This is a genomic window from Alteromonas salexigens, from assembly GCF_025628895.1.
Lineage (GTDB): Bacteria > Pseudomonadota > Gammaproteobacteria > Enterobacterales > Alteromonadaceae > Alteromonas > Alteromonas salexigens.
Genome location: NZ_JAOTJC010000011.1, coordinates 97332 through 119018 on the forward strand (window position 1 = coordinate 97332; position 21687 = coordinate 119018).

19 protein-coding genes and 1 tRNA gene are annotated in these 21687 nt (G+C 48.7%); 15 read left to right on the top strand and 5 right to left on the bottom strand.

What is annotated here, in order from left to right:
• Window positions 1-35 precede the first annotated feature (35 nt).
• From OCL06_RS12440 to OCL06_RS12460, 5 genes are all read left to right on the top strand, one after another.
• Window positions 36-2192 carry an EAL domain-containing protein gene (locus OCL06_RS12440; protein WP_262995033.1) on the top strand — a complete coding sequence of 719 codons (2157 nt, stop codon included), beginning with the start codon at window positions 36-38 and terminating at the stop codon, window positions 2190-2192.
• A gap of 46 nt (window positions 2193-2238) precedes the next feature.
• Window positions 2239-3162 carry a response regulator gene (locus OCL06_RS12445; protein WP_262995035.1) on the top strand — a complete coding sequence of 308 codons (924 nt, stop codon included), beginning with the start codon at window positions 2239-2241 and terminating at the stop codon, window positions 3160-3162.
• A gap of 367 nt (window positions 3163-3529) precedes the next feature.
• Complete coding sequence (locus tag OCL06_RS12450) at window positions 3530-3883, top strand: copper resistance CopC family protein (RefSeq protein ID WP_262995037.1); 354 nt, start codon at window positions 3530-3532, stop codon at window positions 3881-3883.
• A 7-nt stretch (window positions 3884-3890) separates the two neighbouring features.
• The gene (locus tag OCL06_RS12455) at window positions 3891-4772 is read left to right on the top strand and encodes a CopD family protein (protein WP_505606711.1); all 882 of its coding nucleotides are present in this window, start codon (window positions 3891-3893) and stop codon (window positions 4770-4772) included.
• A gap of 11 nt (window positions 4773-4783) precedes the next feature.
• Window positions 4784-5245: a YybH family protein gene (locus OCL06_RS12460; protein ID WP_262995041.1), complete on the top strand. Its 462-nt coding sequence runs from the start codon at window positions 4784-4786 to the stop codon at window positions 5243-5245.
• 56 nt (window positions 5246-5301) lie between these two features.
• Here OCL06_RS12460 and OCL06_RS12465 read toward each other — a convergent pair whose 3' ends face one another.
• Window positions 5302-5973, bottom strand: coding sequence for a MauE/DoxX family redox-associated membrane protein (locus OCL06_RS12465; protein ID WP_262995043.1), 672 nt, complete (start codon window positions 5971-5973; stop codon window positions 5302-5304).
• Window positions 5974-6025: 52 nt separating this feature from the next.
• Window positions 6026-6556: a DUF305 domain-containing protein gene (locus OCL06_RS12470; RefSeq protein WP_262995045.1), complete on the bottom strand. Its 531-nt coding sequence runs from the start codon at window positions 6554-6556 to the stop codon at window positions 6026-6028.
• A gap of 111 nt (window positions 6557-6667) precedes the next feature.
• On the opposite strand from OCL06_RS12470, the gene OCL06_RS12475 reads away from it, so the two are divergent.
• The 6 genes from OCL06_RS12475 to OCL06_RS12500 all read left to right on the top strand — a co-directional run bounded on the left by OCL06_RS12475 (window position 6668) and on the right by OCL06_RS12500 (window position 13357).
• Entirely contained in the window at window positions 6668-7063 is a 396-nt protein-coding gene (locus tag OCL06_RS12475; protein ID WP_262995047.1) for an ion channel, read from the top strand.
• 620 nt (window positions 7064-7683) lie between these two features.
• Window positions 7684-8034, top strand: coding sequence for a hypothetical protein (locus tag OCL06_RS12480; RefSeq protein WP_262995049.1), 351 nt, complete (start codon window positions 7684-7686; stop codon window positions 8032-8034).
• 120 nt (window positions 8035-8154) lie between these two features.
• Entirely contained in the window at window positions 8155-8703 is a 549-nt protein-coding gene (locus OCL06_RS12485) for a hypothetical protein (RefSeq protein WP_262995051.1), read from the top strand.
• Window positions 8700-9812, top strand: coding sequence for an efflux RND transporter periplasmic adaptor subunit (locus tag OCL06_RS12490; RefSeq protein ID WP_262995053.1), 1113 nt, complete (start codon window positions 8700-8702; stop codon window positions 9810-9812). Before OCL06_RS12485 ends, OCL06_RS12490 begins: the two co-directional genes overlap by 4 nt.
• A gap of 8 nt (window positions 9813-9820) precedes the next feature.
• Complete coding sequence (locus OCL06_RS12495; protein WP_262995055.1) at window positions 9821-12928, top strand: efflux RND transporter permease subunit; 3108 nt, start codon at window positions 9821-9823, stop codon at window positions 12926-12928.
• 54 nt (window positions 12929-12982) lie between these two features.
• Window positions 12983-13357 (top strand): hypothetical protein, encoded by a 375-nt coding sequence (locus OCL06_RS12500; RefSeq protein ID WP_262995056.1) that lies wholly within the window; start codon window positions 12983-12985, stop codon window positions 13355-13357.
• Between the two features lie 136 nt (window positions 13358-13493).
• Here OCL06_RS12500 and OCL06_RS12505 read toward each other — a convergent pair.
• Window positions 13494-13580 (bottom strand) — tRNA-Leu (locus tag OCL06_RS12505).
• 316 nt (window positions 13581-13896) lie between these two features.
• Here OCL06_RS12505 and OCL06_RS12510 point away from each other — a divergent pair.
• Window positions 13897-14358: an RDD family protein gene (locus tag OCL06_RS12510; protein ID WP_262995160.1), complete on the top strand. Its 462-nt coding sequence runs from the start codon at window positions 13897-13899 to the stop codon at window positions 14356-14358.
• Between the two features lie 36 nt (window positions 14359-14394).
• Here the strand turns inward: OCL06_RS12510 and lptG are convergent, their stop codons facing one another.
• Complete coding sequence (gene lptG, locus OCL06_RS12515) at window positions 14395-15456, bottom strand: LPS export ABC transporter permease LptG (RefSeq protein WP_262995057.1); 1062 nt, start codon at window positions 15454-15456, stop codon at window positions 14395-14397.
• Entirely contained in the window at window positions 15456-16559 is a 1104-nt protein-coding gene (lptF, locus tag OCL06_RS12520; protein ID WP_262995058.1) for an LPS export ABC transporter permease LptF, read from the bottom strand. The genes lptG and lptF overlap by 1 nt, the downstream gene beginning before the upstream one ends.
• Window positions 16560-16826: 267 nt before the next feature.
• Between lptF and pepA the strand changes: the two genes are divergently transcribed.
• The 3 genes from pepA to OCL06_RS12535 are packed head-to-tail and all read left to right on the top strand — an operon-like array spanning window position 16827 to window position 21547.
• Window positions 16827-18332 carry a leucyl aminopeptidase gene (pepA, locus tag OCL06_RS12525; RefSeq protein WP_262995059.1) on the top strand — a complete coding sequence of 502 codons (1506 nt, stop codon included), beginning with the start codon at window positions 16827-16829 and terminating at the stop codon, window positions 18330-18332.
• Window positions 18333-18338: 6 nt separating this feature from the next.
• Window positions 18339-18767, top strand: a complete 429-nt coding sequence (locus OCL06_RS12530; RefSeq protein ID WP_262995061.1) for a DNA polymerase III subunit chi — start codon at window positions 18339-18341, stop codon at window positions 18765-18767.
• A gap of 8 nt (window positions 18768-18775) precedes the next feature.
• Complete coding sequence (locus OCL06_RS12535; RefSeq protein WP_262995062.1) at window positions 18776-21547, top strand: valine--tRNA ligase; 2772 nt, start codon at window positions 18776-18778, stop codon at window positions 21545-21547.
• The last annotated feature ends 140 nt before the right edge of the window (window positions 21548-21687 follow it).

The following is a 21687-nucleotide window of genomic DNA, read 5'->3' on the forward strand; positions in this document are numbered from 1 at the left end:
AATTCTGAGCACGCAATGAGTACGAGAGGTTAAATATGCTGAGGTTTTTGGTCATCGACGATGATGAACTAACCGCAAAGACGCTCCAGGGCATGGCACAGGCATGCGGCGCGGACGCTAAATACGTTTGTGACCATACGATGTTTTTCGAAATAATGGAGCAGTTTGATCCTGATATTATCGCTTTAGATCTCCGCATGCCCCACATTGATGGTATTGAAGTACTCCGTGAGATGGCACGCAGACGCGTAGGTGCCAGAGTTTTTATAATAAGTGGTGCAGGCACCCCTATACTCTCATCTGCGAAACGAATTGCGCATAACCTGGGCATTAACTTAGCTTGCATACTTTCGAAGCCTTTTTCCATTGAGCAATTACAAGACAGGCTTAATGAACTCCACTCGAATAAGCTGGTAAAAAGCTGTGAGTCAAGCAAACGGGAAATGAATTCATCGCTTAACGAAGATGAGTTCCTTACGGCGCTTAAAGAGGCAATTAAAGGACAAGATATAGAGGTATATTTCCAACCTAAGGTCAGATGCGACTCCGGAACGCTGGAAGGATTTGAGGTCTTAGCTAGGTGGCGGCATCCTACAGAAGGGTTCATTAACCCCGAATTATTTATCAGTTTATGTGAAATACACGGGCTTATTGACCTGCTTACAATGCAGGTGTTTGAGAAAGCCTTGGCGTGGTTGAGTAGCTTAGATGAAAATCACATAACGGACTCAGAAATACCGTGTGAGCTTCGCTGGACAAAACTAAGCATAAATATTTCAGCGCAGTCTTTATCTAACGATATTTTATTTAGCAACATTATTGATAAGTGCAAATCACTCGATATTTCACCTAGTCGGATTACGTTGGAAATTACAGAATCCAGTGCGATGGATGATAGCGGACCTGTTCTCGAAAATCTTACGCGCTTGCGCTTGATGGGATTTGAATTATCAATTGATGACTTCGGTACCGGTTACTCGTCACTTCTACAATTAGTAAAAGCGCCTTTCTCTGAGATAAAAATTGACAAAACATTTGTATTGAAAGCGGATGCAGATACACAATCACGGGCAATTACCAAATCAATTACAGACTTAGGCCGAAGCCTGGAAACTCAGGTCACTGCTGAGGGCGTTGAATCAGCGGCCACAATGGACTTCTTGAAGCACATAAAATGTCATCTGGCACAAGGCTATTTCATTGGTAGGCCCATGCCACAAGCAGATATTTTAAATTGGTTTTATGAAAGGGAACGTAGCAGAGAAAAAGAGAGGTTGGATGCTCTTCGTGCGTTAGAGCTTTTGGACACGCCGCCAGAGTCAAGGTTTGACAGGATAACCCGTCTTACCAGACGCCTTTTTGATGTCCCGATCGCGCTAATTTCGCTACTGGATGAAGATCGTCAGTGGTTCAAATCTGCAGAAGGGTTAACTATCAAAGAGACGCCCCGAGGGATAGCATTCTGTGACACCGCTATTCGGCAGGACGGCATCTTTATAGTGGAAGATGCTCGTCAGGATAAAAGGTTTCGCGATAACCCGCTGGTAACCGGTGAGCCTAATATTCGCTTTTACGCGGGCAAACCGCTTCAGGATTTGCAAGGACATAAGTTTGGTACGCTTTGTATCATTGATGCAGAGCCAAGAATGCTCAGTTACTCCGAAATAAAAATGCTCGGTGAGCTTGCTGAATTTGCAAATAGTCAGCTCACTCTGCAGCAAGATGACGTTCTCGATGAGAAGATAGGCATCCTTCCTCGCGGCACCTACAATGCACAGGCGAGAAAAATAGTTCAAATTTGTCGGCAGCTCAGTTTAAACCTTTGTGCAGTCAGTGTAAGGATAATGAATTTCGGGACCATGGAACGCGAGCTTGGTGAAGCTGATTCAGAAAATTTACTTCGTGACCTGAATAAACTTTTACTGCCATTCGGTCAGTTTACCGACCTTTTGGGGCGCAGAAGATATGCGGAAGTAGTGGCTATGGTTATTGCTCCCGGCAAAGGAGAAGAATTAGAAATTTGCGACCAGATCCATAAAGCTGTCGTTGCGTGGTGTAAAGAGAAGAGCAAAAACGGAATTTATGTGGATTGCGAAATCGGGATTTCGACTATTCCGCCAGGCGAGGATGAACCCTATGACACACTAATGGATAATAATTGGCAACTTTATGCTGCGATTATCATTGAGTGAACAAGGTTAAGCACTTAAAAATGGCTACAGGTAACGCAGGTATATCATGCTGAAAGTCTTGGTTGTCGATGACATGGCACTAATGTGTCAGATGATAAAAGATTCTTTAAATAAATTTACAGATATCGAATGCAGTATAAAAACGACTTTTGCGGCAGCTGAATTTTTCCTGAGCGAATCCGCTATTGACCTGGCAATTATAGATTTAAGCTTGGGTGATGAAAGTGGGGTTAAATTAGTGCACCAGATCCGGTCTGCTGTTTGTCGGTGCCGCCATGATATTCCCATATTGGTTATCTCTGGCAATACTTACAAATCTGAAATTGAAAGTTGTATAACACTTGATGTGCAGGAAATCATAGCAAAGCCATTGCAGCCTGCTCGATTGATCCAGCATATACAGCTCTATCGAAATAAAGAGTTGTATCTTAAGCCTGCTGAATTCTACCAGAGCGCCGTCTCCATGCCCGCCTCTCTGGACCCGAAGAGGTACTCGCCATCTGTCGTTGTTTCGCCTAAGCAAGATTCTCCGCAACGGCCTAGCGTGGCAAGTGAAGTAGAGAAGAAACTTCCAGCTGACTATAAGCCATTGCTAACCTGGCCGGAGGGCACTACCGGTTACTATCAACTCGATAAGAGAATTAAGCAGTTAGGCAAAGTTTTGAACATGCTTGTATATTCCGCATCTCAACCGCATTTAAAACAAATGCTGGATACGCTTATTAAAGAAGCAAAAATACTAAGTGATGACATCCACTATATTAGTGAAAAATATAAAAAACGTGAGCCTAATAACCCTGCCTGGCCAGCATTAAGTACTCGTATACAAGAATTTCAAAAATTGTCTTACAGCTTACTTTTGAGCAATTTTAACCGTAAAGAGGTGATTTCCAACTTCTGCCACAAAGCCGCCAGCGCATGGAGCCGGCTGCACAGAAAGCCTGTTTTTAAACGTAGTGAAAACCAGTAAGAACGCTGATCTTATTACCAAGCTTCTGTTCACAGCTGTTTTAGCAGACACAGAACATCGTTACTATTAATCTTATATGATGAGTATCCCGCCTAGAGTATTTCTCGTTAATTTCGTATCAGGGAGGGGGCAGTAAATTGCGGAAGTCGTGATTGATTTAACTATTTTCCGGTGACAAACTGTCGTTCTAATCGATATCAAAATATGTAAACGAACTGAACTGTTCAATATTGCGTCTTATCAGGGCATAGCTTTCCAAGCGGTGACACCAATAAAGGTAATAACCCTAGCCGTTGTAGAAAGCTTTTTAATCTTACTTAAGATGCAGCAATCACGTGTCCCTAAAAGAGATAAATAGAGGTTTTTTATGCAATTTATTTATAAAATTGGCTTAGCCCTGATGCTTGCTTTTAGCACACAAGCTTTAGCGCATGGTGATGTGAAGCTTGAAAGCAGCTCGCCATCAGACAATGCAATGTTGATGAGCGCTCCAGAGCAACTGACGTTGAGCTATACCAAGCCACTGCGACTGATGAAGGTCAGTATTAACGGAAAGAAGACCGGTGATGTCGGCTTTGATTTTGAGCCTAAAGCTAAAAAGCAAGCCACGTATTCCTGGCAATTACCTGTTTTAAAGCCTGATTCGTACACGGTTGAGTGGATAGCAATGGGGGGGGACGGCCATAAAATGAAGGCGACCGTCTCTTTTATGGTTCACTAGGCTTGCCATGGAGTTAATTCTTTGGAAGGCAACTATCGTTGTTTCTAAAGCCTTGTTCTACATTGGCTTTGCATGTGTTGTGGGGTGTGCTTTTTTAATCGGCCCGCCCGCCCGAAGCCGCGCCTTTTGCAAAAATATTGTATACCATGTCGCTCCTGTGCTGGTGCTATCACTGTTAGCCGCTGCGGTGTGGTTTTTTGCCAAAACCGGCGCATTTTCTGAAAGCGGTCTGCAAGGGGCGGTTGACCCCATAATGCTTGAGGTGATGTGGGATTCTCCTGTGGGCGATGTTACTTTGGTCAGAATGCTGATGTCTGCACTGGCGATACCTGCATTACTTCTGATATTCATAAAGCGTGTTCACTTTACTATCGTAAGAGCCATGCTGATTGCGCTGGCAGTTTACGGTCTTTATAGTTTTACACTTGTTGGGCATGTCGCAGAAAAAGGGGTGGTAGACAAACTCGTTCTGGCGACGCATGTCGCCCTCATGGGGTGGTGGTTTGGCGCGCTCTTACCGCTAAGAATGGTATGTCAGCACTTTTCTGTGGAAGACACGCAAAAAATTATGACAATGTTCGGCAGGGTGGCAGGGTACCTTGTGCCCACACTGCTGCTGCTCGGTATATACATGGCGGTCAATCTGTTTACGGCACCTAATGACCTGATTCAGTCTCAGTATGGCCGTACCTTTCTTAGCAAACTACTGGTAGTAGGCTTATTGCTATTACTTGCCGCACGACACCGTTTTATGCTGGTGCCCGCCATGACGGAGGCTGAGGATACAGCAAAAATGAAACGCTCTATAAATATTGAAATAATCCTGGCCGTTACGTTGCTGTTAATCACCTCAGTATTAACCAGTGTGGTAGGGCCTCAATTTGATTAGGAAAAATAATAATGCGAAAACTCTTATTGGCACTCATATTCGCCGCCATTTCATCCTCTGTTTTGGGCCATGACAACAAGGAACAAACACACCAGTCTGAACTCTCCGGCAGTGAGAGTGCGCCGGGGCAGGTAGTATTGTCGTTTCATAAGGCATTACGAGACCAAGATAAAGTTATCGCCAAATCTTTACTATCAGATAACGTCATAATTGTTGAAGGAGGAAGAGTCGAGCGCAGCGCTCAGGAATACGCTTCTCATCATATGTTGTCAGATATGAAATTTTTAAGTACGTTAACTTCAGAACTGGTGGAACATACGGTAAAAGAGTATAGCGATTCCGCTACATCTTTAACTGTTTCCGTTAATACCGCTGAGTCGGGCAAGATATACCGTTCGTATGAAACAGCGGTGCTCACAAAACGTGACGGAAAGTGGAAAATCGCACACTTGCACTGGTCAACGGCAAAGTAAGTACATGGCAGCCTCTGAGCGTGAACTCAGAGGCGCATCAAAGGACCGCAGTGTAACTATATCAGTAACATAATTAACGCGCCCGCTATCATAAACAGATTTTCTGATAGCGATACAAACCCCAGCGGCACGTTACTATCACCGCCTACACAGGCACACTTAAGTTCACGTTTATCAATATAAACCGCTTTAAAAACGGATAGAGCACCAACCGTTCCGATGAATAAAGAAAAAGGCGCAACCGCGAGTGCGGGCAACTGCGCAATCATGCCAATTCCTGCATAAGCTTCCACAAACGGATAAATATAGCCATATGGTAACCACTTCATCGCCACCAGGTCGTAAGTAATGAATGAGTTAGTAAAGCTGTACAAATCCATGAGTTTTTGGACCGCAAGGATCGTCATGGAAAAGGCAATAAACAGCATCAGAGTTCTCACCGACAGGTAATAGCCTGAGACAGAGAATTGAAATGCCATTGATAGCAAAGCCGCCACTGAGAAAATAGCAATGACAGGGGTGTAGGTGGTTCCCATTTGACCCGCTTCGTCTTTACCAAAATAGCTGCGAAGTTCATCGTACCCACCTACGCGCTCATCATCAATAAAGGCCTGAGGTGTCGTCTCCACGCCATGTTCTTTTTTGAACTTATTAGCTTCCTCGCGCGAAGTAAGTTGATGATCGTCGACTGTGAAGCCTTTTCGTTCTAGTAAGTCTTTGGCTCTCAATCCTTAGGGACATATATGTTCGTCAGTGACCATACGATATAGGATGGCGTTCTTACTCATTTGACTCACCTTGATTCAGTTTTCCCTTAAACTTTGGAATTGGGCGTTGCTCGGATTCTCCCTGCGACATAACTTTTCCGTTTTCAGAAATATCTTTAATCAGCCACTCCATTTCTTTAATTTCTTTACGCTGCGCTTTGATAATTTCATTTGCCAGTTCACGTACCCGCACGTCTTCAATATTCGAGCGCTCACTAGTCAGAATAGCAATGGAATGGTGAGGTATCATCGCTTTCATATAGGCAGTGTCTGACACTGTACTTTGGGAACGAACAAGATAAAGACTCACGGCAAAGAGCACTGCCGCCAGCAGAAAAATAGTTATATTAAGTTTTTTGTTATTATACATGCCCAGCATAAAAGCCAGCATGATGATTGCCATCACCGCTCCCATGTAGAGCGCCATATAGCTTCGCGTTTCACTGAACCATACATGGGATATTGCGTAGGTATTGAGATACATCATAAGAAACATCGCAATTGTGGATGAAATGATCATTGCTATAAATTTTGAGTATTTCATATGTAATCCTTACGCAGAACAAGTTGGCTTGTGTAAAACTCTCTTACAACAGAAAAGTTAAATGAATTAACTGTATGATAGTTCAAGATTTGTACCATTAAAGAGGAAGCTATGGTTTCGGCCCTTGTAATCAGCACAACTACTCTTCTAGTGAGCGTCGCTATACACCTTTTTAATATTTCGGTGGTTGCCGACAGGGCGCTAAAAAAACTTAACAAAGGCTGGATAAAAACGCAGGCGGTTGTTTTTATTGCCATTGCTAGTCAGATTCTACTCGCTGCTATTTTCACATTGGCTTATCATATTGGACTGAGCCTTGATCTAGGCAGCTTTAAAGAGCCTGCGACATTTCTCGATATTTTCTACTTTTCACTGACGACTATTACCACCCTAGGCCTTGGTACGATTGTGCCCACTGGCCATCTACAGATGCTAGCAGGCGTAGAGTCGGCTACAGGCTTTCTCTTAATAAGCTGTTCAGCATCAAAAGTATTCAAGACTATGTAGGCTTGATTAGATTGCTGTACTACGACGTACATGCTACGAAAGAGGCATAACCTAAATAGCGCCCTCAGCGAATATAAAGCTTGGTGGCTTGACCGGCTCGGGCAAACTGCCGCGAGGGAAGCTGGAATAGAAATAGTGCTGATGCGTGAAGCAAAAACAACTACCCCTCTATCAATAGAATGCCTGATCAACTACAGAAAGTTAGCGGTTGGATAATTATCCAGGCTGACATACACCATTCTGGCAATACACGGGCTTTCAACTAGATTTTAAAAAGTGAAGATTATTGAAGTGGCAATGTGCGATTAGTAAGAGTTTAAATTTACAAAACCATTTAAAAATCATCAGATACAAAAAAACGACTTGCGTCGGTTTAGAGATGGTACCAGTGGCCGGACTTAAACCGGCACGCCCGTGAAGACAACGGATTTTGAAAATGCTGAGCATAAAATAATACTTATTTTACGGTGTCTTAAGGTGAATTTTTCGTGCTATGCAAATTCTTTGCATGATTTAGAGGCGTTTTCCTGACAATGCAGTAGTTCCTGGCATGTGCCATTTCTTGTCTCTGAACGGGTTCAGTGGTAGTCTCCAGCATGTATTAATCTCGAAGAGCAGTTGTGGCAAACTTGAAATTAGTTTTATTAATCCTGTTGATGGCATTGCAACTGTCGGGCGCTAGGCCGGCCGCAGAAGCGAGCCATGGGGTTGATGATTCTTCCCATCAGTATTTCCATAATGTTGGACAACCACACAGTCATGCTGAGCATGACGTTGAGAAGTTCGAGATTAATTACAGTGATAATGCGGTTGAGCATAGTAATCCCTCCCACGATGGTACTACGGTATTTGTACTGGATTTACCATTAATTACGTTGCCGGACCGGCAACAAAACTCTGTCATTAAACCTTTAGACAGTTCTTGGGAGCCACCTTTCCTCTATCAAATTCCTCCGCCACCCAAAGCCTGAACTCAGTCATTAGTTTGCTCTCGCTTGCCAAAGTAAGTGGGAATAGTTTCGTATGATTAAAATCTGGGTTTTTGTAACATGTTTAAGTCAAAGTGTTCCTTTTGGGGAATTTCGCAGCTATTGAAAATGGTTGCTGGCGTTGGTGCTATCAGCTATTCCGCGCTCGTTCTGTCTGCACCTGGAGCCCATGGGCCTAACGGAGAACATCTGGATGTGGATCCGCAGGTTCACCAGGCACAGAGACCGACATTTGAAAGTTTCACTGAGTCCTTTGAGCTACTCGGGGAGGTCTTCGTCGACAGGGTAAAAGTGTACCTGCATGATTTTCCAACGAATACGCCGGTGGCGGATGCCTCCGTTGAACTGGAGTCGGGCTCGCTCAGTGCGCAGGCTGGCTTTAGTGACGAGCAGCAACATTATGTTATTCGTGATGAAACGTTCGTAGCAAAGCTGAACCAACCGGGTGAGCATGAAATTGTGATCACTATCCTTACCGAAGAAAGCGGCGACCTGCTGGCATCTACGCTACTCACTCCAGAAGCAGCATCGGAGGCTGAGCAAGAAGCAGCACACCATCATGGAGTTTCATGGACTATGGTAGTCATTGCATTACTGTGTTTTGCTGGTGGTCTTGTAGTAGGCAGATTGAGGTGGGGGAAAAAGCAATGAGACTGCTGAGCATAGTTACCGCATTTATCTTTATAACCCACACAGCATCAGCCGCACCGGGCGCACACGGTCCTAACGGCGAGCATATTACCAATGAAGAAAAGGTCGTGGGTCAGTTGGGACGACAGGCCGATGGCTCCGTCATAATGCCTATGCCTACTCAGGCGATGTTGGGCATTGCAACCCAGATAGTGACAGAAACGACGATCTCCAAAACAATCAAGATGTCCGGCGTGGTCAGGCCGCATCCGGAAGGTCACGCGGTTGTGCAACCCAGTAGCGATGGACGCTTTGAAGCGCCAGAGTCAGGTGTGCTAACGAGTGGAAAAAGCGTTAAAGCAGGGCAGGTTCTCGGCTACGTTCATTATCAGGACACGGCCTATGAACTTGCTTCTCAGAATAGTGAGCTGAAAGTTGTTCGTAACCAGATTGCACAAACGCGGCGGGACGTAGACCGGCTCAAGTCATTAGGAGAGCTGGCCTCAAAACAAGAGCTGGATCAGCTTCAGACACAGCTTAAAAACCTGACCGAACAGGAATACGCGTTACAGCAGGGCCTGGAAAAGCCAGAAGCGCTGGTAGCACCAATTGGCGGTACGATCATCAATAACAATATCAGAAACGGCCAGTGGATAGAGGCCGGAACGGATCTCTTCGAGATTATTGCCCTCGACCTACGCCTGGTTGACGCTACTACGTCAGAGGTCGCCCACCTAACATCACTCTCTCAGGCAACACTTCTTGAAAACAGTGCGGTAAAACTCAGTTACATTGGCTACTCCCCCCGTATTTCGGGCGGTTTAGCAAGTGTGCATTTTGAAAGCAGGGGTGAAGATGATTCCGCTGCGCCTTTATTACTTGGTCAGCCAGTTACCGTGATTGCACCAGTCGACAGCAGCATAAATGGCCTGGTGCTACCTGCAAAAGCGTTAGTTAAAAACAGTGCCAATTTACCGGTAGTGTGGATCAAGGTTTCAGCGGAGCGCTTTATGCCGCAAGCCGTGCGTTACCAGACGCTGGGCGAAAATGAAATTGTTGTTATTGCCGGGTTAGGTGCTGATAACAGGGTGGTTACCGCCGGTGCATCACTACTCAATCAGGTCCGATAGGAGCAGCTATGTTTAATTTGCTTGTACAAAGCAGCCTGCGCCATCGCCTGTTGGTTCTGGTAATCGCATTGTTAACCATGCTGTATGGGTTCTGGCAAAGCCAGTCTTTGCCTGTGGATGTATTTCCTGATCTGAACAAGCCGGTGGTCACAATACTGACTGAAGCAGGCGGTATGGCGCCAGAAGAAGTCGAACAGCTTGTTACCTTTCCGCTGGAGAATATTCTTAATGGTGTCACCGGCGTCAGCCGCATCCGCTCTACTTCGGGTATAGGTTTGTCGATAGTGTACGTTGAGTTTGACTGGGATACGGATATTTACCGTAACCGGCAACTGGTGGCGGAGCGGCTTGACCAGGCGGGGGCCCAGCTACCAGCTGATATAACGCCGGTGATGGGCCCCGTGTCTTCTATCATGGGCGAGATCATGCTTATCGCCTTGCCACTTGAAGAGGCGTCCGGCACGGGGCCAATGCGTGCCAGAGAGTACGCTGATTTTGTGTTGAGACCACGCTTACTGTCGATATCCGGCATTTCTCAGGTTATCCCTATCGGTGGTGAGGTCCGTCAGGTTCGCGTCGCGCCAGACATTAATAAAATGCAGGCGCTTGACGTTTCAGTCAATCAGTTGAGAAGCGCTCTGGAAGATTTTGCAACCAATCAGGGCGGCGGTTTTGTTGACTTAAATAATCGTGAATACCTCATTCGGCACCAGGGGCGCACGTTAGAGCTTGATGATCTGCGGATGTTGGCTATTGACTGGAATGACGGTCTCGCGACTCAGTTAGCGCAGGTCGCTGACGTCTCTTTTGCTCCAGCGGTTAAGCGTGGCGATGGCGGATATAATGGTAAACCCGCGGTTATCGTGAATATTCAGAAGCAGCCCGGCACAGATACTGTGCACCTTACCCGAGAAATTGAGTCTGCACTGAATGAGCTGCGCTCAGGACTGCCACAAGGCATTGCCGCACCGGAGGTACTATTCCGTCAGGCTGACTTTATTCAAACCTCGGTGGATAACGTCACTGAAGCATTGCGCGATGGTGCAATTCTGGTAGTAATCATCCTGTTTCTATTTCTTTTGTCTGCACGAACCACGTTAATTTCGCTGATAGCTATCCCGCTATCTCTGACGATTACAATTGTCGTGTTTAAGCTACTTGGGCAGACCATCAACGTCATGACACTAGGCGGTCTAGCAATCGCCATTGGTGAGTTGGTTGATGACTCGGTTGTTGATGTTGAAAACATATTACGACGGTTAAAGCAAAATGCGCGTGCATCTTCGCCTGATTCGGTTTTTAACGTGGTATGGAAAGCCAGTGTCGAAGTGCGTTCTGGTATTGTTTACGCCACCATGATTGTGGTGCTGGTTTTTGTTCCTTTATTCGCGCTGCCGGGTATAGAAGGGCGGCTGTTCTCTCCCTTAGGCGTTGCCTACATTATTGCTATTTTATCGTCATTACTCGTCTCGATGACGGTAACACCGGTGCTTTGCTATTACCTGCTGCCGGGTATGAAGTTACTGAAACAAGATGATAGCAGGCTGGTTAGTACGCTCAAACGCTGGCAGGCGAACTGGCTTCACTGGGCACTGCCAAAACGCCGTATTTTATTGTCGCTTGCTGGCGTGCTGGCTCTTGTCAGTGCGCTTGTTACAACCCAGTTTCCGCGTGCTTTTCTGCCGTCGTTTAATGAAGGCTCACTGGTTATAGGTGTGATTTTTGAACCTGGCACCTCGCTGGAGGAATCAGATCGCATGGGCCGTCTGGCCGAATCGCTATTGCTTTCAGTACCAGAAGTCACAGGCGTAGGACGTCGTACAGGCAGGGCAAGGCTGGATGAGCACGCACAGGGCGTACATTCTTCTGAGATTGATGTTGATCTCGAACCCTCAGAAAGAGACCGGGAGGTCGTGGTTGAAGAGGTCCGAGAAAAGCTCAGTGTGCTACCGGCGCAAGTGGCCGTAGGCCAGCCTATCTCACACCGGCTAGACCACTTGTTGTCAGGCGTCAGAGCACAACTGGCGATTAAGGTGTTTGGTAATAATCTGGATGGCTTGCGCATTACTGCGGAAGAAATACGCAAAGCGCTGGGAACGATACCAGGACTCGTAGATATCAATGTTGAAAAACAGGTACTCATACCGCAGCTGAGCGTTCGTTTAAAGCAGGATAAGTTATCACAGTATGGCCTGACGCCTGGTCAGGCACTTCGTCATCTAGCCATGCTTACCGATGGTGAGGAAGTGGTCGATATCATTGATGGCGTGAAACGCTATGCGCTGGTATTGCGGCTGGATGATAAAGCTCGCACGCCCGCCTCTTTGGCAGAGACGGTGCTGAGTACACTGGCCGGAAACGTCCCTGTATCTGAAATTGCTGACATCAGCCTGGATGACGGGCCAAACCAGATCTTAAGAGAAAATGGCCGAAGACGGCTGGTTATCTACGCGAACAGTGAAAATGTTGATGTTACCGAGCTTCTCAGGCAAGTCCGAGAGGTAACTGGCAACATAGAACTGAATCAGGAAGGGTTTATTACCATTGAGGGGCAGTTTCTGGCACAGGAACAGGCTATGCAGTTGCTTGTCTGGCTGTCACTGGCCTCTTTTTCCCTCATTTACTTAGTGTTGTATCTGCGTTATCAGTCTTGGGTGCTTGCCAGCATTATCATGTGTAGTTTGCCAATGGCGCTGGTTGGTGCAGTGTTTGCGATGTGGCTTACCAACACGCCTTTGTCGGTCGCTTCCGTAGTTGGTTTCATTACGCTTACCGGCATTGCATCGCGTAATGGCATTTTAAAGGTCAGCCATTATCTCAATTTACTTCGCTTTGAGGGCGAGACGTTTAATACCGCACTCATTGTGCGCGGGGCTCAGGAGCGGCTTTCGCCGGTAATGATGACCTCCATGGTCACCGCGTTTGCACTTATTCCCATACTGATGGCGGCAGATGAGCCGGGCAAAGAGATTTTGCATCCGGTCGCTGTGGTTATCTTTTCAGGGCTAATTAGCTCGACCATTCTGGATATTTTATTGACCCCGCTTCTTTACAGAGTATGGGGCCAGAAAGCGTCGGCTGCCTGGCAGCAGCGCAAGTCAGAAGAGTTAGTTTAAAAAGGTTTAGCGGTAGCGCCTTAACAAGTCTGCCGAATAGTTGGAGAGGTTAATATGAAAAAGGCACTATTGATGGCATTAGGTATAGCATTCGGTTTAAGCGCAGTGTCGCCGGTTGCACTAAGCCATGGGAGCACTGAGCCAGAGCATGGCGGTGTGGTAAAAGTAGAGCATGAATTGGCGATTGAACTGGTGCGAGAAGAAAAGAACATCAGTTTGTACATCAAAGACCATGGTGAGGCTTTTGCTACCAATGAATTGACTGGTAGTGTCATTGTATTAGGGGCTGGCGAAAAACAAGAAAGTGATCTGAGTCCTGCTGGGGGCAACAAGATGACCGCGCCAATCAGTATTCCGGACGGGGCAAAAGTACTGGTTAAAGTGCAGTCTGGTGATCACCACGCAGTAACCGTCAGATATAGTTTTTAGACTAAGTGTGGGCGGCGAGGAATTGTCCTTTATAACGCGCTGGGCCGACACTCGGCCGGCGCGTCAGCGTGCCGCTTAACTAATCCTGAGATACAAAAAAACCGACTTTCGTCGGTTTGCTCTCTAATCAAAGAGATGGTACCAGAGGCCGGACTTGAACCGGCACGCCCGTGAAGGCAACGGATTTTGAATCCGTCATGTCTACCAATTTCATCACTCTGGCACAGATAGATGTGCGTCACCTCTTTCAGGTAACGGTGCGATTATAACTGGAGTTTGGGCTGTGGCAAGTGCTTATAGTGTATTTTTGAGATTAGCCTGTTTACTTGCTGGATTCTTGTTCAGTGGGGCCGCGAAAGAGCGTGTGCCCATTCACGCGGCGGTAAAGCAATACAGTGGAGCGCGACGGCGGCCTGTGGCAGACTACCCGCACTTAAAGATGTATCGTGGAAATGTCTGTGACAAAACGAGTATCACCTACCGCAAAAAAACAAACCCACGCTGACAACGCAGAGCCCTATGGTCAGCGTGCCGGTTTTCTGCGCCGGCTGGCGGCTATGGTTTACGACACGCTGGTGGCCATGGCCGTGGGCATGTGTGCTGCCATGGTACTGATAGTGACGCTGGTGGTTCTACTTAGCAACGGTGTGCTGGATATGCACGGCTATGAACAACCTTCTGAAACCATCCAGCATTCCTTACTCTACAAAACGATTATTCAGGTGTGGGTAGGTGGCTGGATTGCCGGTTTCTTTCTGTGGTTCTGGAAGCGGGGCGGACAAACCCTGGGAATGCGGGCATGGCGCCTGCGTATATTCAGTACCGTAGATGAGCCTGTCACATGGCCACGACTGCTGGTAAGGCTGGTGGCGTCACTGGGGGGACTGGGCACCCTGTTAGTGTTGTTCGACGTGAAGCATAAACAGTCGTTACAGGACAGACTGGCAAAAACGGAAGTGCTCGCGCTGTCTAAAGTGGCCAACGATCACAAGAGCTGGTAGTTGTTGGCGGCTGCCTCAAGGCAGCCGAACAAACCCTTAGCGGCGTAGCAGAAATGCCGCTACTGCTGCGAACATGGCGCTGGGAAGTAGTGCCCCCAGAAACGGCGGCAACTGATAAACCAGGCTCAGTGGGCCAAAGACTTCATTGGTAATGAAAAAGCCAAAGCCGGTTAACACACCCATGATTACCCGGGCACCCATAGTCACGCTGCGCAGTGGCCCGAAGATAAACGATAACGCCATCAGCAACATCACCCCCACTGACACCGGCTGCAGTATTTTTCGCCATAAAGCCAGTTCATAGCGACTGGGATCCTGGTCGTTATTTTCCAGATAACCAATGTAGTCGTTTAAGCCCTGAATAGATAAGGCTTCTGGTTTTACCGCCACAATACCCAGCTTATCCGGCGTCAGACTGGAATCCCAGCGCATGCGTGCCTGTGGATCCTGGGTGATTTTCGCGTCGGTAAAACGGGTGACAGTAACATCTTCTAACCACCAACCCTCACCATCGAACCCGGCATCTTGTGCATAGGTAATACTGTTCAGTGTAAGGTCTGGGTGGAAATCGTAAATACTGACTTCGCTCAGACTTTCTTTAGTCACCACCTGGCCAATACTCACAAAGTGGTTGCCGTCTTTGGCCCATACCAGTTGGTCGGACGAAAACAGACTACCGCCGGAAATAGCCTCGGTCCGGATCTCTTTGGCTTTGGACTCGCTGTAGGGAGTAACCCATTCACCTATCGCCATCACAAACAGGATCATCACCACAGCTGACTTCATCGCAGAATTGATGATATTCCAGCGACTGAGGCCGGCGGCCTGCATAACCACCAGTTCGCTGTTGCTGGCCAACAGGCCCATACCCACCAGACCGCCCAGCAAGGTGGCCATCGGGAAAAACTGTTCGAGGTCGCGGGGCAGGCTTAGGATCACGTAAATTGTGGCGATCATCATGTCGTAGTCGCCTTCACCCAGTTTCCGTAATTGCTCTACGAACTTGATGAGCGCGCTTAATCCAATTAACACCGATAGCGTGACAGTAATGGTGCCAAGCAACGTGCGGGCGATATATAAATCAAGAAGCTTAAACATTATTTCTTACCCAGAATCCAGGCTCTGAAATGCGTACCGGTTTTGCGGTCACGCGCAATTAATCCGACACCAATTATCAGCATGATCGCATGTACCCACCACAGTCCGAGCTGGGGTGGCATTTTACCGTCTTCCAGCACCCGCCGGCTGGCAAGCAGTAACAGGAAGTAGCCAAGGTATAGCAGTATGGCCGGGAACATTTTGCCGAACCGGCCCTGACGCGGATCGACGGCGCTTAAGGGGACGGCAATTAACACCAGAAACGGAATCGACAGCGGTATGGCTATCCGCCACTGTAATTCGGCTCTGGCTTCGATGGAATCGTCATTCCATAACTCGGAAGTTGGCAATACACTCACCTTGCGCCTGTCCTGCTCTACGGGCTTGTCGTTAATCTGAATCTGGTATTCGTCGAAGGCGACTTTGCGGAAGCTGCTCTGGTGTTGTTCGCCCTCGTACTGGACGCCTGAGTTCAACACCAGATTGCGGGTGCCGTCTTCGTTATTACGGATACGGCCTTCCTGGGCATACACCACCCGAACCTGGGACTGGGGCGTATCATTCTGTTGCTGCGACAGGAACACCCGTTGCAGGCTGTCGTCACCCGAATTGGTTTCATGTACGAATATAACCGCTTTGCCATTACCGGTTTGCTGAAACCGACCGGGAATGATGGCGGAAAAACCGGCTTCTGAGCGAGCTTTTTCGCGTAATTTATATTCATTTTCTGCCGCCATCGGGGCCAGATAGAGGGTTATCGCTCCCGTTATGCACATAATAATGAGTGACAGGAACAGCATGACCCGGGTGATATACCACTCACTGATGCCACAGGCCCGCATGACAGTCATTTCACTGTCAACGTACAGTCGCCCGTGCGCAAGCATAATGCCAAGATAAGCACTGATCGGCATCACCAGCGATGATAATATAGGGGCATACAGCGCCAGGAAGCCCAGCACCAGTCCGGCAGGGATGTCACCGTCAGAAGCGTCGCCCAACACACGCACGAAGCGGAGGGTAACGAAAATCGCCATCAGGATGAGGAAAATGGCCAGCTGAGACTTTACCGTTTCCTTAAGTAAATAGCGGAATATCAGCATGTCGCGCCTTTAGGAAAATTAGGAATTTTAGTGAAAGAAACCACAATTTTGAGTAAACTTAGTGTTTTTACAAGTTTTGCCTGCATTCAATAAACCGTTTGCATGATCGTACGGCGCCGGTACACGTGTGTATCAGTTTATACCCTACATTGCGCCATACGCAGCCCACGTGCAACACTGGCTGCGTATTAAAACATAAAGCAGTGCAAAACGTTATGTGAATTTCGTTATCATGCGAACCCGACAGCAAATAAGCGAGGTGATATCGTGGAGTTTAGTGTAAAAAGTGGCAGCCCGGAAAAACAGCGCAGCGCATGTATTGTCGTCGGCGTCTTTGAGCCACGACGCTTAACTGCGGTGGCTGAGCAACTGGATGAAATCAGTGAAGGTTATATCAGCAATCTGCTGCGCCGCGGTGACCTGGAAGGCAAGGCCGGCCAGATGCTGTTACTGCATCATGTTCCCAACGTGCTGAGTGAGCGCGTACTACTGGTTGGCTGCGGTAAAGAACGCGAGCTGGACGAGCGCCAGTATAAACAAATTATTGCCAAAACCATCAAGACCCTGAATGAGACGGGTTCTATGGAAGCGGTGTGTTTCCTTACAGAACTGCATGTGAAAGGCCGTGACACCTACTGGAAAGTCAGACAGGCCGTCGAAGCCACTCAGGATTCGCTGTACACGTTCATGCAGCTGAAAACCAAAAAAGGCGAGCCTCGCCGTCCATTACGTAAAATGGTGTTCAATGTGCCTACTCGTCGTGAACTGACGGTTGGCGAGCGAGCAGTTGAACATGGTCTGGCGATTGCCAAAGGCGCCAAAGTTACCCGTGATGTGGCGAATATGCCGCCGAACATTTGTAATCCGGCGTACCTGTGGGAACAGGCACAAGCGTTGGCCAGTGACTATGACAGCGTAACTGCTGAAGTGGTTAACGAAGCACAAATGGCCGAGCTGGGCATGCAAGCTTATCTGGCAGTGGGTCGTGGCTCAGATAATGAGTCGATGATGAGTATCATGCACCACCGGGGCGGTCCGTCTGATCAGGCGCCCATTGTACTGGTCGGTAAGGGACTGACATTCGATTCCGGCGGTATCTCACTGAAGCCCGGTGAAGCCATGGACGAAATGAAGTACGACATGGGCGGCGCGGCCGGCGTGTTGGGTGTGATGCATACCGTGGCAGAACTTAACCTGCCGATTAACGTGACCGGCGTACTGGCAGGTTGTGAAAATATGCCAGACGGCAAAGCTTATCGCCCCGGTGACATCCTCACCACCATGTCCGGCCAAACAGTAGAAGTGCTGAATACCGATGCCGAGGGGCGGTTGGTACTGTGCGATGCACTGACCTACGTTGAACGCTACGAGCCAGAGCTGGTAATTGACGTGGCAACACTAACCGGGGCAGCCATAATTGCGCTGGGCCATCACGCTACAGGATTGATGAGTACTCATAACCCGTTAGCCCATGAGCTGATGAATGCCTCAGAGCAAAGTTCAGACCGCGCGTGGCGTCTGCCAGTGTGGGATGAATATCAGGAACAACTGGAAAGCCCGTTTGCCGACATGACCAACCTGGGCGGCCGCCCGGCAGGAAGTATCACCGCCGCGTGCTTCCTGTCACGGTTTACCAAGAAGTACAACTGGGCGCATATGGATATTGCCGGTACCGCATGGCGCAGTGGCAAAAACAAAGGTGCCACCGGTCGTCCTGTACCTATGCTGTCACAGTTCCTGATGAACCGGGCCGGCACTAAACAAGAGGACTAGGCACGCATGCCTCAGGTCATGTTTTATCAGCTTTCTGCCGGCGCTCACAGCGCCGCGCAGCGGGCCTGTGAGCTGGTCGCCGATGCCTATGCAAGAAAGCAAAAGGTCACGGTTATGTGCGAGTCACAGACGCTGGCAGAAGATGTTGATGAGTTGCTCTGGCAGCTGCCTGCGGCGCGCTTTGTGCCTCATAACCTGCACGGTGAAGGGCCGCCAGCTGGTACGCCAGTAGAAATTTGCTGGCAGGTGTCACAGTTGTCGCGCCGACCGCTGATCGTCAATTTAGGCGATACTATGCTGCCGAATCCGCAGCAATACCAACGCATCATCGACTTTGTACCTGCCGACGACGCTGAGAAGCAAGCGGCACGGGTACGGTATAAGAAGTACCAACAAGCGGGCTGTAATATGCAATTTACCGCCGCTGAGAATTGAGAGAACGTATGGAAAAGACTTTTGAACCGCAATCCATTGAGAAGCAGTGTTACCAGCAATGGGAAGATGCGGGTCTGTTTAAAGCCTCCGGTGAAGGGCAGCCTTATAGTATTTTGCTGCCGCCTCCTAACGTCACCGGTAGCCTGCACATGGGGCATGGCTTTCAGCAAACCATTATGGATGCGCTGACGCGCTATCATCGCATGAAAGGTGACGATACGTTGTGGCAGGTGGGTACCGACCACGCCGGTATCGCTACCCAGATGGTGGTAGAGCGAAAACTGAATGCGGAAGGTAAAACCCGTCATGATCTTGGTCGTGAGACCTTTATCGACAAGATCTGGGAATGGAAAGAACAAAGTGGTGGCACCATCACCAGTCAGATGCGCCGGTTAGGCACCTCACCAGACTGGGATCGCGAAGTGTTCACCATGGACGACAACCTGTCCAATGCGGTCACCGAGGTCTTCGTAAAGTTACACGAAGATGGATTGATTTATCGTGGTAAGCGGTTGGTGAACTGGGATCCGGTACTGCATACGGCAGTATCTGACCTGGAAGTGCTGAACGAAGAAGAAGACGGCCACATGTGGCATATGCGCTATCCGCTGGCCGATGGTTCCGGCGAGTTGGTGGTGGCCACCACTCGCCCGGAGACCATGCTGGGCGATACTGCCGTGGCGGTCCATCCCGAAGATGAGCGTTATCAGCATGTAATCGGCAAAGAGATAAAACTGCCGGTTACCGGTCGTCTTATCCCTGTGATAGCCGATGACTATGTCGACCCTGAGTTTGGCACTGGCTGTGTAAAAATCACGCCGGCCCACGACTTCAATGACTACGAGATGGGCAAGCGTCATAACCTGCCGATGATTAACGTCTTGACGGCCGACGCCAGGCTGAATGACGAAGTGCCGGAGCAATATCGCGGCATGGACAGATTCGATGCCCGCAAACAAATTGTCGGCGACCTGGACGCCAGCGGCCACCTGGTTAAAGTGGATAAGCACAAGCTTAACGTGCCCCGTGGAGATCGCACCGGTGCCGTTATCGAACCTTATCTTACCGACCAGTGGTATGTCGCCGTAGAGTCACTGGCCAAGCCAGCGATTGAAGCAGTCGAAAGTGGTGAGATCCGTTTCATTCCTGAAAACTGGAATAAAACCTACTACCAGTGGATGCACAATATTCAGGACTGGTGCATCTCACGTCAGCTATGGTGGGGGCACCGCATCCCTGCATGGTACGACAACGACAATAATGTGTATGTTGGCCGTACGGAAGAGGAAGTGCGCAGTAAGCACGGGCTTGATGCGAGTGTTGCGCTGCGTCAGGACGAAGACGTACTGGATACGTGGTTCTCATCCGCGCTGTGGCCGTTTGCCACGATGGGCTGGCCTGAGCAAACCCCGGAACTGGATAAATTTGTACCCTCATCGGTATTGGTAACCGGTTTTGACATCATTTTCTTCTGGGTCGCCAGAATGATCATGATGACGAAAAAATTCACCGGAAAAATTCCTTTCAAAGACATTTACATCACCGGCCTTATTCGTGATGAGAGCGGCGATAAGATGTCGAAGTCGAAGGGTAACGTGCTTGACCCCATCGATTTGATCGACGGGATTGAGTTGGATGCGCTGGTTGCCAAGCGTACGTCAGGCATGATGCAGCCACAACTGGCAGAGAAAATCGCCAAGCGTACCCGTAAGCAATTCCCTGACGGTATTCAGGCTTACGGTACTGACGCATTACGTTTCACGTTTGTGTCGATGGCCTCGACCAGTCGCGATATCAACTTTGATATGGGGCGGGTAGAAGGTTACCGGAACTTCTGTAATAAGATTTGGAATGCATCACGCTTCGTGCTGATGAATACCGAAGAGCATGACACCGGACGGGACGGCGGTGAAATGACCCTGAGCCTGGCTGATCGCTGGATTTGGGCGAAGTTCCAGCAAACGCTGAAAGACTTTGAAAAAGCCTTAGGCGACTATCGCTTCGATCTTGCCGCGCAAACGGTGTATGAATTTACCTGGAATCAGCTGTGTGACTGGTATCTGGAGCTGACTAAGCCCGTACTGAATAATGACGCCAGCAGTGACGCTGAGAAGCGCGGAACCCGCCACACGCTCATCAATGTGCTTGAACACACATTGCGTCTGCTGCACCCGTTTATGCCGTTTATTACGGAAGAAATCTGGCAGCGCGTTATGCCATTGTCGGCAGTAAAAACCGACGCCAGCAGCATCATGGTGCAGCCATTCCCGCAACAGGATGCTGCCTTGCTGGACGAGAAGGTGCTGAATGACATTGAGTGGGTGAAAAAATTCATCGTTGGCATTCGTAACATCCGCGGTGAAATGGACATCTCGCCAAACAAGCCGCTGAATGCCCTGTTGAAAAATGTCAGTGACGAGGACAGCCACCGGCTGGATGCAGCCAAAGGTTTCCTCGATAAACTCTCGAAACTGGAGTCGGTGACAGTTCTCCAGGCCGACGAGAAGGCACCGCCCAGTGCTACCGCGCTGGTAGGGGAGATGGAAATTCTCATTCCTATGGCTGGTCTGATTGATAAAGATGCGGAACTGGCGCGTCTGACCAAGGCCATCGACAAGGTGCAGAAAGATCTGAGTCGTACTGAGGGTAAGCTGGCGAACGAGAAGTTTGTGAGCAATGCGCCTGACGCAGTCATTGAAAAAGAGCGGGCCAAACTGGAAGACGGCAGAAAGCAAATGGAAAAACTCAACGAACAGGTTGAAACTATCCGTTCGCTGTAACCCGGCGTCGTTAAACAGACTTAAAAACGGCCGCATTCGCGGCTGTTTTTTTATCCCTGTTATTTTATCCCTGCGCTGCCTACCCCTATTGCGGCGGTTAAAGACAGGCGGTACAGTTAGCTTACACTCTCACTATATTA